Consider the following 15416-nt stretch of genomic DNA (forward strand, 5'->3'; position numbering starts at 1 on the left):
CCATAGTCTGGAATAATCTCTGAAATGTCTCAGTTCGGTTCTTCTCTCGCCCCTGCTGTTGCTCTGAACGGCGTGGATGATGTTGTTATCTTAGGTGGTGGCCTTGCTGGCCTGTTTTGCGCGCTCAAGCTTGCGCCGCGGCCAGTGACCATTGTGACCAACGCGCCAATTGGTGGTGGCACCTCTTCTGCATGGGCACAAGGCGGCATTGCTGCTGCTGTGGCCGAGGGTGATCACCACTCTGCCCATACGCAGGATACGCTGACAGCAGGCGACGGCATTTGCGAAGAAGCCATTGTTGAAGGCATGACACGTGAAGCGTCTGACCGCATTCACGATCTGCTGGGCTATGGCGTACCCTTTGACAAAGACCTTGCTGGCAAGCTGGCCCTTTCCCGCGAGGCTGCCCACTCCAGCCACCGTGTTGTGCGTGTGCGTGGTGACATGGCTGGTGAAGCCATTATGCAGGCGCTTGTTGATGCGGCCTACAAGACACCGTCTATCCGCATCATCGAAGGATACATTGGTTGTCAACTGATCGCAGAAGGCCGGTATGTCACCGGCATTACTGCGCGTCGCCGCGGCGGGACACAGCGCATTACCATTCCTGCAAAAGCTGTTGTGCTGGCCTCCGGTGGTGTTGGCCATCTTTACTCAACAACCACCAATCCGGGTGAAGCAAACGGACATGGCCTTGCGATGGCTGCCCGTGCAGGTGCGCTGGTTTCTGATGCCGAATTCGTTCAATTCCACCCAACAGCTCTCAATGTTGAGCAGGACCCAGCCCCGCTTGCAAGTGAAGCAATCCGCGGTGATGGTGCGATCCTCATCAACAATGACGGTCACCGCTTTATGGATGGCATCCATCCTGATCTTGAGCTGGCCCCTCGTGATATTGTTGCGCGCGCGATCCATACAGAACTTGCGGCTGGCCGTGGTGCTTTCCTTGATTGCCGAGAGGCCATTGGTGCAAGCTTCCCTGAGCACTTTACCCGCGTTTATGCAGCCTGCGAGAAGGCTGGTATTGACCCGATCAATGGCCTGATCCCTGTTGCTCCGGCAGCGCATTATCACATGGGCGGTGTTCTGACCGATGCCTCTGGCCGGACCTCTGTCGACAACCTTTGGGCGGCAGGTGAAGTTGCGGCGACGGGGGCCCATGGTGCCAATCGTCTGGCGTCCAACTCCTTGCTTGAAGCTGTTGTGTTTGCAGGTCGCATTGCAGAAGACATTCAGGCTCTCATGCCGCATCACCGGGTGCATCATTGGGCTGAAATCGATGATGTTGATGACCAGGCCTCCACACGCAATCCGCAGGAACGTGCCGTTGTTTCCATGGTTCGTTCTGCCATGTCCCGCCATGTTGGTGTGGTTCGTGATGCAGAAGGGCTGACAAAGACGCTTGCACGGTTGCAGAACGCTGAGACGCTGTGCCGCCGCGACTCCATTCTCAACATGGTGATTGCAGCCAAGCTGATTACAGGGTCTGCTCTGCTTCGCGAAGAAAGCCGTGGCGGTCATTTCCGTTCTGACTTCCCGCAGAAGGCGGAGGCTGCCAAGCGCTCCTTTGTGAAGCTTGCACAAATTGAGAATCTGGCGAGCGAGGCTGCTGCCAGCGATGTTGGCCAGCAGGCTGTTGAAGAGGAAGATATGCTATGAGCCGTCCGTCTTCATTGCCCGAGCTTTCGTTGATCATGGTGGATGATGCCGTCAAAGCTGCTTTGCTTGAGGACTTTGGCCGTGCGGGTGACATCACCTCGCAAGCGACCATTCCGGCTAATGCTGTTGCAACGGGTGTTATTGCGGCTCGTAAGGATGGCGTGCTGGCTGGCATTGATCTGGCTCTTTCCGCATTTCGTCAGGTTGATCCTACTCTCGATGTTACCGTGCTGGCGCAAGACGGGGATAAGTTGGAGCCGGGTACCATCATCGCCCGCATTCACGGTCCCGCTCGTGCACTGCTGGAAGCGGAGCGTGTGGCCCTGAACTTTTTAAGCCACCTTTCAGGCATTGCGAGCGCTACGAACGCATTTCAACGCAAAATTTCACATACCAACGCAAAAGTGGTTTGCACCCGAAAAACCACTCCGGGACTGCGTAGTTTCGAGAAGTATGCGGTGCGCTGTGGCGGCGGTATGAACCACCGGTTTGGTCTGGATGATGCAATCCTGATTAAGGACAACCACATCGCCGTTGCCGGTGGAGTTGTCCCCGCGATTGAGAGTGCCCGCGCTTTTGCCGGACACCTTGTGCGCATTGAGGTTGAGGTGGATACACTCGATCAGCTGAAGGAAGCCCTCACGGCCAAACCTGATGTGGTGATGCTGGACAATATGGGGCCTGATCTTTTGAGGCAGGCGGTTGAGATCAACAAGGGGCAAGCTGTGCTGGAAGCCTCTGGCACGATTACGCTTTCGACCATTCAGGCGATTGCGGAAGCTGGCGTTGATATCATCTCCTCCGGCTGGATCACGCACTCCGCACCTATTCTGGATCTGGGGCTTGATATTGAGATCGGCTAGACGTTAGAGCGTTTGGCCTCTACAAAGTCAACTGCTCACTAGAGGCCCAACGTTTGCGATAAAAAACCGACCAAACAAAATTATTGCTGCGCATATTGCGAGATTAACTGCAGCTTTATTGGTGGCAGTATTCTTAATATTCAAATGATAGCAAATCTTATCCGTAAAAAACTGAAGAAAATTATATAACTTGTTATCTTCTTCTTTCTTTTTAGAAATATTCTGAATATTCGCACCAAATGAGCACATAAAATAAAAGAATATAGCCATTAAAATGCTCACTACATAGAGAACAATGTAATTCATAATTTCTCTGCTTTGCTCTAGGCATTCTCACATCAGCGACAAAAGAAAAGGTACTTCTTATCAAGAAGTATCCATCTTAGTCTCTCTTACGAGCTTAATGCTAATCATCAAGATAGGATTTTCTTCTACCTATTCACCATTAAAAATGGCCCGATCTGATGACCGGGCCTATTTCTTATTCTGATCTTATCCAACACCTTACATATTTGGATAGTTCGGTCCGCCTGTGCCTTCCGGAACGGTCCAGGTGATGTTGCCGTTCGGGTCTTTGATGTCACAGGTCTTACAGTGAACGCAGTTTTGAGCGTTGATCTGGAAGCGTGGTGGTTCGCCGTTTTCTTCCACCCACTCATACACACCAGCGGGACAATAACGGTTCGACGGACCAGCGTAGACATCGTGCTCGGAAAGCTTCTGCAAAGTCTCGTCGCGCAGCTTCAGATGGATCGGCTGGTCTTCCTCGTGGTTGGTGTTTGAGAGGAAGACAGAGGACAGCTTGTCGAAGGAGATCTTCCCGTCTGGTTTCGGGTAATTGATCTTCTTGCAGTCCTTCGCCGGCTTCAGGCTCGCAGCATCGGTTTTGCCGTGCTTCATGGTGCCGAAGAAGGAGAAGCCCATCAGCTCGTTGGTCCACATGTCGAGACCACCGAAGACCATGCCCAGCAAGCTGCCAAACTTGGTCTGCAACGGCTTTACATTGCGTACCTTCCAGAGATCTTTACCGATTTCAGAATTGCGCCATGCACCATCGAACTGATCCAGCTCTTCGTGTGCTTCACCACGGCCCAGCGAGTCAACGACCATATCCGCAGCCAGAATGCCGGAGAGGACAGCGTTGTGAGAGCCTTTGATGCGTGGAACGTTGACGAAGCCAGCGGAACACCCGATGAGAAGACCACCTGGGAAAGAGAGCTTCGGTACGGACTGATATCCCCCTTCGGAGATAGCACGTGCACCGTACGAAATGCGCTTACCGCCTTCAAACACGTCCTTTACACCCGCATGGGTTTTGAAACGCTGGAATTCATCGAATGGAGAGATATACGGGTTCTGGTAGTTGAGGTTTACTACAAACCCAACCGCAACCTGATTGTCTTCCAGATGGTAGAGGAAAGACCCGCCCTGGGTTTTACCGTCCAGCGGCCAACCCATGGAGTGTTGAACCAGACCCGGTTTATGTTTGGATGGATCTACTTCCCACAGCTCTTTGATACCAATACCGAATTTCGGATGATCACTGTCGCGATCAAGGTCAAATTTGTCTACCAGCGTCTTTGCAAGCGAGCCACGGACACCTTCGGCGATCAACGTGTACTTGCCGAACAGCGCCATACCACGCATGTAGCCATCTTTATGAGACCCATCACGCGCAACGCCCATATCACCCGTTGCAACGCCGATCACTTTGCCGGAATCATCGTAAAGCACTTCAGCTGCTGCGAAGCCTGGATAGATTTCCACGCCGAGCGCTTCTGCTCTTTCTGCGAGCCAGCGACAGACATTGCCCAGAGACACAATGTAATTGCCGTGGTTGTTCATGAGCTTCGGCATCAGGAAGTTTGGCAGACGAAGGGAACCTGCAGGGCCAAGCAGATTGAAATGGTCTGCTGTTACAGGTGTCTTGATCGGAGCACTCTCGTCTTCACGCCAGTCAGGGATCAGGCGATCGATGCCAATTGGATCAATCACCGCACCAGACAGAATATGAGCGCCAACTTCAGAGCCCTTTTCGAGCACGACGACGGAGATTTCCTCTCCCTTCTCCGCAGCCTGCTGCTTAATCCGGATTGCCGCTGATAGACCTGCAGGACCGCCGCCTACAATCACAACCTCGAATTCCATGGATTCGCGTTCTGCCAGAGTTTCCCCTTCAGACATAGTATTCTCCCTTTACACTTTATCCACTTCATTTCGCGTCAAATGATGTGGCAGCGCATTATTTTCCAGCACCTCAAGTGTCAAAACTTTATTTAGTCTCTGTGTAATTGAGCGGATACTATAGCGCAATGCGTTTTAAGGTGCATTCCGTCAGGTACCCCATCAAAAAACCTATCTACACCTTAAGGAATTATTGTAATTTCCCCAAGTTAACGTGAACCACTTTACACTGTTCCCCATTGAGTTAGCCCATTCTCGTTTTTCTATTGGACAGTTGCGCTTTCATAATGAATATAGGGCGGACTGGGCTGCTGCCCATCCATGGTGCATTGCAAAAGAGTTATTCCCTTTCGCCTGTGCCGACCTGTGTGCCACAACTAGTAAATGGCTATGTCTGAAGTTCCTGTCGCAAATGCCGCCGAGCTGGAGGCTTATCTGGAGTTTTTAAGCGCCGTCGGCGTCGACTGTGCGTTGGAAGATGCTCCAGTGGACCGCTTTGCGCAAACTCAGAGCCAGATGGAAAAGCAGGTGAAGAGCCGCTCTGCTCCGCAGCAGAACATCGCTCCAGTCAGCTCGTTCAGCGCACCAGAGCCAGCGCCGTCACAGTCCAAAAACCTCAGTGTTTCACCTGCTGAAATGGCACGTAACCTGCGCGAGAATGGCGTCTCCGCAGATGCAAAGCAGGAAGCGAAGAAGATTCTGGAGCGGCAGCGTGCTGCCAAGGAAGCAGCTATTACGACGTCTACACCAACTGCGGTGACAGACGCGAATGCTGTTATTCCGAATGCGGAAACAGTTGGTTCGGCCAGAACCGCCGCAGGTTCGGCGCAGTCACTTGATGAGCTTCGGAAAATCCTTGCAGGGTTTGAGGGCTGTAATCTGCGACTGACAGCAAAGAACCTTGTGTTTGGGGATGGAAGTTCCAAAGCACGCATCATGTTTGTTGGGGAAGCTCCAGGACGCGAAGAGGACATTCAGGGCGTGCCATTCGTGGGGCGTTCGGGTCATCTGCTGGACCGGATGTTGAAAGCTGCCGGACTTGACCGGTCAATGGTCTACATTGCCAACGTGGTTCCATGGCGTCCACCGGGAAATCGCACCCCTACCCCGCATGAAACGGAAATTTGCCGTCCGTTCATTCAGCGGCAGATTGAACTGGTTGATCCGGAGATTGTTGTTTTCCTCGGGGCGGCTTCTGCCAAGACACTCAGCGGTGCCCGTGATGGCATTCGCAAGCTGCGCGGGAAATGGCTGAGCTATGGCGGCGAGGGTACTCAGCGCAAGGCGATCGCGACTTATCACCCTGCTTATCTTCTGCGCAGTCCTGCTGAGAAAAGATATGCCTGGCGAGACATGCTCCAGATTCGTGCCGAGCTTGAAACAACCGAGTAATCCCCGCTGTTTTGATGAGGCTCTCTGAGTTCTCAAGGTGTAGATTTGTTATGAGGATCACACTGTTGCGTTTTATTGCGTAAATTGCCATTTCTTTTGGCAAAAGCTCTTCTCTCCTGATGATTGCTGCCTATATTGGATGAAGTTGGTTACCCCAACGACATACAAGTTATCGACGCAAAGGAGAATTTTGAGTTGTTGAACAAGCTGCGCAGCTACCTTCCGGGCAAATTGGGCAAAGTAAGACCTATCGTACCCGTCGTCCGTTTGCATGGTGCTATTGGTGCTGCATCTCCATTGAAATCAGGTTTGAACCTGAGCAGTGTTGAAGACGCGCTAGAAATAGCTTTCAGCTTTAAAGAAGCTCCGGCTGTTGCCTTGTCCATCAACTCACCTGGCGGTTCGCCGGTTCAATCTCATCTCATCTTCAAACGCATTCGTCAGCTGGCTGATGAAAACAACAAGCAAATTCTTGTTTTTGTAGAAGATGTTGCTGCATCTGGCGGCTACATGATTGCACTGGCTGGTGATGACATCATTGTTGATCCGTCCTCTATTGTTGGATCCATCGGTGTCGTATCTGCCGGGTTTGGCTTTACAGAGCTTCTGGAGAAAACCGGCGTCCAGCGCCGTGTTTATGCCAGCGGAGACAAGAAGGTCACACTGGACCCGTTCTCACCGGAAGTTAAAGAGGACATTGAGCACCTCAAAACATTGCAGCACGAAATCCATGAGATGTTCATCGACATGGTGAAGAGCCGCCGCGGTGACGTGCTGAGCGATGACGAAAACCTATTTTCCGGCTTGTTTTGGACTGGAGCCAAAGCGCGTGATCTGGGCCTCGTAGATGGTCTGGGCGATCTTCACTCCACGATCCATGAACGGTACGGCAAAGAAACCAAAGTGAAATTTGTTGGCACCAAAAAGCGCTTTCTTAGCCGCTTTATACCCGGTGCGAACCTTCAGGGAGGTCTGAATGAGGCTGCTGGCACATTGCCTGCGGCTACACTTGCTACCCTGGAAGAAAAAAGCCTTTGGGCAAAGTTTGGTCTTTGAGCAATCTCCATAGGATTGCCCAAATTGCCAGAAATAACAATGCTTCACATAAGTGATGGAAGGAAAATGCAGATGACTGAGGTATTAGGAACTGTTGCTTTGATTGCAGGTGGATATGCTCTTTACAAAGCCGTAAAGAAAGAAATTTCCAATATGGCATTCAAGAAACAGCCTGCCTATGCAACTGCTCGCAAGCGTCCGGTTGATCCAGCATATACGCGTCTGGTTGAAGATCCGGCCACTGGCAAATACCGCCCTGTAAGCAACTACTAAGAGCTGTGCTCTAGTCGTTGACTGAAAGATGCCCGCATGACGTTTGGTCTGCGGGCCTGGTGCCATGATAATTTTGCACGTATTCCTTATTTAACAGGAATAGACTGTGCGCTTGCAAACCAGTTTTGCGGATTCCAATTTAATTTTATTGCCCGCAGGTTTCGATCTGCCGGACCTGTATCGTAATTTTCCAGAAAATAGAGATACATGGCATGATCTATGCCGGGTGAGTTCTCCCCATTTACTCCCAAACATGAATCTGGATAGTTGAAGTAACAACCGTCAACAATGTCATCCGGATCGTTTCGTGGATCAGGAAATCCGCCATACTTGGCGTAAACATCAGCATACATTTCGTTGATCCAGCCAACATAGGCTTCCTCAAGCTGCTTGTTATCCTGTCCGATTGCCGCGTCATTGTCCCAATAAGTTTGGTATTGCAGTTTCATGATTGAGCTGCGTTGTGCGATTGGCGTTGCCGTGCTGGAGACCTGATTTATAGCACAGCCGTAACTGTCAATCTGGCACAGGCTCTGGCTCATATCGCTCAGTGACACTCCATCCGGGACTTTCTGCAGATGCTCATGAAGCGCGGCGACCATGTCGTCAGTGAAGCCTTTCTTCATGTAAGCTGATTTGTATTTTCCAAACTGATTTGGGCCGGAACCATTTGTGTTTTGAACGCCTTCCAGAAACGTGAAACGGCGAAGCTGGGCCGTTGCACTCACCGGACTGATAGCCTTTGCAGTGCCGTGCCATGGATGCCCGTTTATGGGGCCCGGCTCGGTTGATAATCTTGTTATATCGCCCAGCGCCCTTTTCTGATCCTTGATCCTGTCATTCAGATAGGCCTCATACTCCTGACCTTGAACCCCGAGTGATGGGGCATCAAAATAATAGGATGCGAAAACCATTTTCCCAGCAGCAAGATGGTTTGCATGGAATATGCCAAAGCTGGGCCACTTGGATGTGTCTCCGTCCTGCCCTTCCTGTGAGAACTGGGTGAAGTTGTCCAATAGTTGCTTGAGGACAGGTTCTGTGATGAGCAGGTTTCCATTTTCATCCTGCCAATCAAATGAAAACGCGGTGGTGTAAAGATATTGCGGTGCTTTCGGAGTGTCCTGGAAATAGTAGCGGGTGATAATGCCGAAGTTTCCTCCACCACCGCCACAGATCGCCCAGAACAGATCCGGGTGGTTCACGGGAGAAACTTTCTCATAGAGTTCAGGCGTTGGAGCCCCTTGAGGCATGATCACCACGTCCACTGCAGACAGGTAATCAACGGTCAATCCAAATGCGCGGGAAAAGAGACCATACCCTCCGCCAGTGATGTGCCCGCCTAGTCCGACTGAATAGCAACTGCCCGCTGGTAGTGTGGTATCAAACATGTTGTTGAACATGCGATACATATCCCAGTTTCCAAAGCCGACATCGATGTAATACCCGTAGTTTGGATCACTGCCCACACCACGTAGCCCGGTCAGATCGATGATGTATTTTGTGCCCGCATTGTAGACGAAGTTCTCATAGCAGTGGCGACCACAGGTAATTTGCAGTTCGCCTGCCTTTGCTCCTGACGCAATCACCTCTCTCCAAGCGGCTGTTACTTCTGCAGCTGAAGCAGGGGCGTAAACGCGTTTCAGATTTGGCGCATACCAACGGCGGTCAAATCCTTGACGATCACTCAGAACAGGCAGGCGGGACATCACCATCGGTACGCTCTCCAGCTTTTATGCAGACTACAATGACCCTGCCACTAAATAAGCTTTTTCCCGGGCTCAATATCCTTGATATTGTGGGGTATGGGCCTGCGCCGAAACACAGCTGCGATTCCGGAAATGAGCATGAGAAGAGTAATCCGCCTTACTCCCCGTCTTTTTCACAAAATATCTTTGATTTTTCAGGAATGCTTGACCTTCCCTGTTTGACGTGGCACCTGTGCCTCAACTTGGATTTTGCGCCGTTTCGGTGCAGTACATTTTGGATTTTCAGGAAACACTCCCATGTCTAGTGAAGCCGTTCCGGCACATATGCAGCCAACCAAGTCCTTTCAGGGTCTCCTCATGACTCTCCAGAGATTCTGGGCCGATCAGGGCTGCGTTATTGTGCAGCCATATGACATGGAAGTCGGCGCGGGCACTTCCCATCCATCAACAACACTGCGTTCGCTTGGACCTCGTCCATGGAAAGTGGCGTATGTGCAGCCATCTCGCCGTCCTACCGATGGTCGCTATGGCGAAAATCCAATGCGCTTGCAGCACTACTATCAGTTTCAAGTTATGCTGAAACCTTCTCCTGCGAACCTTCAGGAGCTATATCTGGCTTCCTTGCGTGCAATCGGCATTGATACAGAAATCCATGACATTCGCTTCGTTGAGGATGACTGGGAGAACCCGACACTTGGCGCATGGGGCCTTGGTTGGGAATGCTGGTGTGACGGCATGGAAGTTTCTCAGTTCACATACTTCCAACAAGTAGCTGGTTTTGAATGTAAGCCTGTTGCTGGTGAGTTGACTTATGGTCTTGAGCGCATTGCCATGTATGTTCAGGGTGTCGACAATGTTTACGACCTGAACTTCAACGGCCTTGAAGGCGACGAGAAGGTCACGTATGGCGATGTGTTCCTGCAGGCCGAGCAGGAATATTCCCGTCATAACTTCGAGCATTCCGACACTGAAATGCTGTTCCGCCATTTTGCGGACCATGAGCGCGAGTGTAAGCGTCTGCTGGCAGCAAGCGCAGAAGCGATGGAGAAAGCTGGCGATGGCCTGCAGAAGGTTGTTATGCCTGCTTATGACCAAGCGCTTAAATGCTCCCACGTGTTCAACCTGCTTGATGCGCGCGGTGTCATTTCCGTAACCGAGCGGCAGAGCTATATTCTGCGTGTGCGTGAACTTTCCAAAGCTTGTGGTGCAGCCTTCCTGCAGACCGAAGCTGGTGGTGTGGGCTACAAAGGCTAGTCCCAGTCAACATGATGAATTCTTAGTGCCGGGGCAGAAATGCCTCGGCATTTTTTGTTGTCACTTCTCTGCCCTACGACTCCTTGAAAGATGCCTGCTGATAATCAGTAGGTTTTCAGGACTGCAATCAAACGGATATTTTTAAAGCGATATCCTGTTTGATTTGCCAATCACTCCCCCGTTGCCAGCTGCCTGCGTATCTATGCGCTGATCCAAATTGGGGTGCATTCGCGGAGTTCTCTGTTCCATGACTGTCGAAAGTACCGAAGCGCACGAAGATGGCACTGCAGCATCCTCTTCCCTTCCTCCACCTGAGATGACTGCTCAACCTTCCTCCACGCAAAACCTGAGTGATGAGCAGATCGCCAGTGCGATTGTTTCGCGGTTGAGCCGTGATGACAAACTGGCCATGCGAGACGGTGATCAGGCCTTCTGGCCGGGCGTTCGGGACATGATGAAGAACGGCTCTCAATCCGGTCCGTGGGCAGCGGGGACGTTGCCAGAGCATCACTTGCCGGGTGTTCATTATACAGAAGGCTCACGCGGGATCGTGCTGAAGGGCGCCACAACGTTTCCTACAGTGATTGCAAGAGCGGCAACCTTTGACCCTGAGTTGGAAGAACGGATTGGCGCAATAATTGGATATGAGATGCGCGCCTTTGGTGGCACGTTGTTTGGGGGCGTGCCACTTAACCTGATGCGCCATCCGGCATGGGGACGAGCACAGGAATCCTATGGTGAAGACAGCTTCCTGATCGGTGCAATGGGCTCAGCCCTCGTTCGCGGTGTTCAACAACATGGCATGGCATGCATCAAAAACTTTGCTCTGGCATCCATGGAACACTCCAAGCTTTCCCTCAATGTTACAGTGGGACAGCGAGCACTCTATGAGGTGTATCTTCCTCACTTCAGGAAGGCGGTTGAGGCAGGTGCAGCGGCTGTTATGACGTCCTACAGTTCCATCAATGGCGAGCTTTGCGGACACAACAAAGAGCTTCTCACCCAACTGCTGAAAACAGATTGGGGGTTTAAGGGATTTGTGCTGAGTGACTTCCTGTTCGGCATACGCAATGCGAGGGAGGCTGCTCTTGCCGGCATGGATCTGGAGATGCCGTTCCAACTGCACTTTCACCAGCACCTGTCGGAACTGATTGATGATGGAGAGATCTCCGAGGCAGCATTGGATGACGCCTGTTACAGGCTTATTTTGCAACAGCTCCGAGTGCTGCGGAAAGGCCATTACGAGAAGACCCGCGTTGGCTGCGCTGAATTTAGATCTGTTGCGCAGGAGGCCGCTGAGAAGTCGACTGTGCTCCTGAAGAACGAAGGTGGATTTCTACCTCTTAAGGACATTCAAAGTATTGGTGTTATTGGGCGTTTGGCGAGTGTGGCTAATACAGGCGACAAAGGAACGAGTGATACACAGCCGACACATATAACCACGCCGCTCGCAGGCCTTCGTTCCTACTACAAACACAAGATCGACATCTGGCAGGACAGAGGCCAGAACATCAATCGCGCCCTCCAGATCGCAAAACGAGCGGATGCCGTTGTGCTGGTGGTCGGGAATGACCACAGCTGTGAAGGTGAATGGGTCTCCGCTGATCTGGCAGCACGCTTTCATGAGGTTCTTCCTCAACCTCGGAACCGTGAAGAAGCGAAGATTGCCTCTCAATTTTTACGCGCATTTGGTGGTGGAGGTTCTGCGGGCAAACCTCAAGAGTCCGGAGGAGTTGAAGACGGTTATGGTTCCGGCGACAGGCAGAGCCTTCGTCTGCCTCCGCACGATGTTGAATTGATTAAGCAGGTCTGTGCGGCAAATTCCAACTGTGTCGTGGTTGTTATGGGTGGCGGCACTATTTTGATGAACGAATGGCAAGATAAACCTGCTGCCATCTTGCTGCATTGGTATCCAGGTATGGAGGGAGGAACTGCACTTGCCCGAATTCTATCCGGCGAAGTCTCCCCCAGTGGCAAGCTGCCGTTTGTCATCCCAAGGCGAGAGAGTGACCTGCCTGACTTTGATCGCAATGCGCGTAAAGTGATCTATGACCTTTGGCATGGATACAGAAAACTGGACAAAGATGATGTCACACCGGCGTATCCTTTCGGGTTTGGTCTGAGCTACTCTCAATTCCATTATTCGGAACTTGTTGTTACACCTCCTGATGAGCTCCTTACTGGTAGCATTGAGGTTCAGTTCTCCATCGCCAATATCGGGCAAGTTGAGGCGGAAGAAGTTTCGCAAGTATATATTGCCCCTAAAGGATCCGCAGTAGAACGCGCTAAACAGGAGCTGAAGGGCTTCCAGCGTCTTCGTATTCCAGCAGGTGAAAGCAGGCAGGTGACTGTCTCCATCCCGATTGAGGAGCTTGCGATATTTGATAGTGAACGCAACCAGATGGTGGTTGAACGCATCGTCTACAATGTGGTCGTGGGCAGCTCCAGTCAGGATCCCAACAGCCTGCGACTGGAACTCAACCTGTTTGGCGAACTCAATGAAACTACTGAGGAACCTGCGTAGACGGGCTTAGATTATCTCAGCACCACAAAGTCTGATGCAATGCAGCTGTTCACACCCCTGTTGATTGGTTGTGCCCGGCTGATGTTTTTTGCTCAATTACGGTTCCGCACTGCCTATTGGGGGTGACAATGCCCTTGAGTATTGCTAGGCACTATCCACCTTAGAAATTCGCGATTGATTGACCAGTTAAAGGCGTCGTTCACCAATGCCAGATCTTCTCCTCGAACTCTTTAGCGAGGAAATTCCTGCCCGCATGCAGCGTCGTGCGGCTGAGGATTTGAAATCCCTCCTGACCAATGCTCTTGTTGATGCAGGTGTAACCTATGAAGGCGCGAAGGCTTATGCCACTCCACGCCGCCTGACACTGCACATTGCTGGCTTGCTTGCAGGTTCCAAAGCAACCCGTGAAGAGCGGAAGGGCCCGCGCGTTGGCTCACCTGAGAAAGCATTGGCCGGATTCCTGCGTGGCGCAGGCCTTTCTTCTATCGACGACGCTGAAATTCAAAATGACCCGAAAAAGGGTGATTTTTACGTCGCTGTTATCGAAAAGCCAGGCCGCAAGACCGAGGATATTGTTGCTGACGTGATGCCAGACATCATTCGCAACTTCCCTTGGCCGAAGTCTCAGCGCTGGGGTTCTGGCAGCTTGCGCTGGGTTCGCCCGCTGCACTCAATCGTTTGTACCTTTGGCCCAGAGACTGAAGAGCCAGAAGTTATTCCGTTTGAAGTTGATGGTATCAAATCAGGCCAGACCACCTATGGTCACCGCTTTATGGCACCTGAGGCAATCGAAGTGCGCCGCTTGGAAGACTATATGTCCAAGCTGGAAGCTGCCAAGGTTGTGCTTGATGCAGACCGCCGCAAAGACATCATCGATGTAGATGCGAAAAACGCGGCTATGGCGCTTGGTCTTGAACTGGTTGAAGATGCTGGCCTTCTTGATGAAGTGTCCGGCCTCAACGAGTGGCCGACCGTGCTTATCGGTTCCTATGATGAGAGTTTCCTTCAGCTGCCTGACGAAGTTATTCAGCTCACCATTAAGGTGAACCAGAAGAACTTCGTACTGAGTGATCCAGCGACATCCCGCCTCTCCAACAAGTTTGCATTGACTACAAATATCGTTGCAAAGGATGGTGGAACCAAGATCATTGCGGGTAACGAAAAGGTTGTTTCTGCACGCCTTTCCGACGCCAAGTTCTTTTGGGAAACGGACCTTCAGACCAAGCTGGAGAGCAACGTCTCCAAGCTGCAGGACATCGTGTTCCACGAGAAGTTGGGCACTGTGGCTGCCCGTGTTGATCGCCTTGAGCGTCTTGCTGCGGAAATCGCTCCACTCGTTGGCGCTGATATCGAGCAGACTAAGCGTGCTGCACGTCTTGCGAAAGCTGACCTCGTTTCTGCAATGGTATTCGAGTTCCCTGAGCTGCAAGGCCTGATGGGTCGCTACTATGCAGAAGCACAGGGCGAAGATGCTGCTGTTTCTCAGGCGATTGAAGATCACTACAAGCCAGCCGGCGCGTCTGATGATGTACCAGTATCACCTGTTTCCATCGCTGTTGCTTTGGCAGACAAACTGGACATTCTTGCTGGCTTCTGGGCAATCGACGAGAAGCCAACTGGATCCAAAGATCCATTTGCGCTGCGCCGTGCTGCATTGGGTGTTATCCGCCTTGTGCTGGAAAACGACCTGCGCCTGCCACTGCGTGATGTTCTGGTTCAGAGCCTGCGCCGCAACCTTGCAGACATTGCAGCTGCACGCGGTGAAAGCGCGCTCTCCGATCTTCCATTCATCGGCAAAGGTAAAACTGGCGAAGGCGTTGTTAAAGACATCTTCTCCATGGTTTCCAAAGCGGCTGACGTGGTGCTGGCAAACGTTTCCGACAAGATCCCTGAGACCTCTCTGGAATCAGGTCTGATGGATGATCTGCTCAGCTTCTTTGCAGACCGCATGAAGGTGGTTCTGAAAGACAAAGGCGTGCGTCATGATCTGGTTGACGCGGTTCTGGCTCGTGGTGGTCAGGATGATATCAATCTGATCGTGAAGCAGGCAGAAGCTCTTGCTGGATTGCTGGGCAGCGAAGACGGCGTCAACCTGCTGGCAGGTTACAAGCGTGCCGCGAACATTCTGCGTGCGGAAGAGAAGAAGGACGGCAAGGCCTTTACAGGCAAGCCTGATGCTGCTCTGCTGGAAGAACAGGCAGAAAAAGACTTGGCAGCTGCGCTGGATAGCGTTCTGGTTGAAATCAAGCCGCTGCTTGATGCTGCTGACTTCTCCGCTGCAATGGCTGCTCTTGCCAAACTGCGCGGTCCTGTTGACGGCTTCTTTGACGACATCCACGTGAATGCTGAAAAACCGGAGGTTCGCGAGAACCGTCTGAAGATCCTGTCAGAAATTCGTGCAGCTGTTCATCAGGTCGCTGATTTCTCAAAGATCGCTGGCTAAGCTGACACCATAAGACATTTTAAAGCCCGGAACTCTGCTGAGTTACCGGGCTTTTTATTTGA

The 15416-nt window shown here is 51.8% G+C and carries 10 protein-coding genes; 8 read left to right on the forward strand and 2 right to left on the reverse strand.

The window, feature by feature from the left end:
* Positions 1-24: 24 nt before the first annotated feature.
* Both PsW64_RS00960 and nadC read left to right on the forward strand, forming a co-directional pair.
* The gene (locus tag PsW64_RS00960; RefSeq protein WP_063302405.1) at positions 25-1659 is read left to right on the forward strand and encodes an L-aspartate oxidase; all 1635 of its coding nucleotides are present in this window, start codon (positions 25-27) and stop codon (positions 1657-1659) included.
* Complete coding sequence (gene nadC, locus PsW64_RS00965; RefSeq protein ID WP_063302406.1) at positions 1656-2522, forward strand: carboxylating nicotinate-nucleotide diphosphorylase; 867 nt, start codon at positions 1656-1658, stop codon at positions 2520-2522. The genes PsW64_RS00960 and nadC overlap by 4 nt, the downstream gene beginning before the upstream one ends.
* 504 nt (positions 2523-3026) lie before the next feature.
* Here the strand turns inward: nadC and PsW64_RS00975 are convergent.
* Positions 3027-4706, reverse strand: a complete 1680-nt coding sequence (locus tag PsW64_RS00975; protein WP_063302407.1) for an electron transfer flavoprotein-ubiquinone oxidoreductase — start codon at positions 4704-4706, stop codon at positions 3027-3029.
* A 390-nt stretch (positions 4707-5096) separates the two neighbouring features.
* On the opposite strand from PsW64_RS00975, the gene PsW64_RS00980 reads away from it, so the two are divergent.
* The 3 genes from PsW64_RS00980 to PsW64_RS00990 all read left to right on the forward strand — a co-directional run bounded on the left by PsW64_RS00980 (position 5097) and on the right by PsW64_RS00990 (position 7427).
* Positions 5097-6098, forward strand: coding sequence for a uracil-DNA glycosylase (locus tag PsW64_RS00980; RefSeq protein ID WP_208980493.1), 1002 nt, complete (start codon positions 5097-5099; stop codon positions 6096-6098).
* A 195-nt stretch (positions 6099-6293) separates the two neighbouring features.
* The gene (locus tag PsW64_RS00985) at positions 6294-7154 is read left to right on the forward strand and encodes a S49 family peptidase (RefSeq protein WP_063293850.1); all 861 of its coding nucleotides are present in this window, start codon (positions 6294-6296) and stop codon (positions 7152-7154) included.
* Positions 7155-7226: 72 nt separating this feature from the next.
* On the forward strand, positions 7227-7427 hold the full coding sequence (locus tag PsW64_RS00990; RefSeq protein WP_208860103.1) for a hypothetical protein: 201 nt from the start codon (positions 7227-7229) through the stop codon (positions 7425-7427).
* Between the two features lie 86 nt (positions 7428-7513).
* Here PsW64_RS00990 and PsW64_RS00995 read toward each other — a convergent pair whose 3' ends face one another.
* The gene (locus PsW64_RS00995) at positions 7514-9139 is read right to left on the reverse strand and encodes an FAD-binding protein (protein ID WP_063302409.1); all 1626 of its coding nucleotides are present in this window, start codon (positions 9137-9139) and stop codon (positions 7514-7516) included.
* 291 nt (positions 9140-9430) lie between these two features.
* On the opposite strand from PsW64_RS00995, the gene PsW64_RS01000 reads away from it, so the two are divergent.
* From PsW64_RS01000 to glyS, 3 genes are all read left to right on the forward strand, one after another.
* Positions 9431-10387, forward strand: coding sequence for a glycine--tRNA ligase subunit alpha (locus PsW64_RS01000; RefSeq protein ID WP_057464861.1), 957 nt, complete (start codon positions 9431-9433; stop codon positions 10385-10387).
* Positions 10388-10634: 247 nt separating this feature from the next.
* Positions 10635-12911: a beta-glucosidase gene (locus PsW64_RS01005; protein ID WP_063302410.1), complete on the forward strand. Its 2277-nt coding sequence runs from the start codon at positions 10635-10637 to the stop codon at positions 12909-12911.
* 205 nt (positions 12912-13116) lie between these two features.
* Positions 13117-15354, forward strand: coding sequence for a glycine--tRNA ligase subunit beta (gene glyS, locus PsW64_RS01010; protein WP_063302411.1), 2238 nt, complete (start codon positions 13117-13119; stop codon positions 15352-15354).
* Positions 15355-15416 lie beyond the last annotated feature (62 nt).

Origin of the sequence: Pseudovibrio sp. W64, assembly GCF_001623145.1 — a bacterium.
In the GTDB taxonomy this organism is placed as follows: domain Bacteria; phylum Pseudomonadota; class Alphaproteobacteria; order Rhizobiales; family Stappiaceae; genus Pseudovibrio.

Excerpts from the sequence above, each read along its gene's own strand:
- PsW64_RS01005 (WP_063302410.1), top strand. The coding sequence starts at position 10,635 with ATGACTGTCGAAAGTACCGAAGCGCACGAAGATGGCACTGCAGCATCC.
- nadC (WP_063302406.1), top strand. The coding sequence starts at position 1,656 with ATGAGCCGTCCGTCTTCATTGCCCGAGCTTTCGTTGATCATGGTGGAT.
- PsW64_RS00995 (WP_063302409.1), bottom strand. The coding sequence starts at position 9,139 with ATGGTGATGTCCCGCCTGCCTGTTCTGAGTGATCGTCAAGGATTTGAC.
- glyS (WP_063302411.1), top strand. The coding sequence starts at position 13,117 with ATGCCAGATCTTCTCCTCGAACTCTTTAGCGAGGAAATTCCTGCCCGC.
- PsW64_RS00975 (WP_063302407.1), bottom strand. The coding sequence starts at position 4,706 with ATGTCTGAAGGGGAAACTCTGGCAGAACGCGAATCCATGGAATTCGAG.
- PsW64_RS00990 (WP_208860103.1), top strand. The coding sequence starts at position 7,227 with ATGACTGAGGTATTAGGAACTGTTGCTTTGATTGCAGGTGGATATGCT.
- PsW64_RS00980 (WP_208980493.1), top strand. The coding sequence starts at position 5,097 with ATGTCTGAAGTTCCTGTCGCAAATGCCGCCGAGCTGGAGGCTTATCTG.
- PsW64_RS00960 (WP_063302405.1), top strand. The coding sequence starts at position 25 with ATGTCTCAGTTCGGTTCTTCTCTCGCCCCTGCTGTTGCTCTGAACGGC.
- PsW64_RS01000 (WP_057464861.1), top strand. The coding sequence starts at position 9,431 with ATGTCTAGTGAAGCCGTTCCGGCACATATGCAGCCAACCAAGTCCTTT.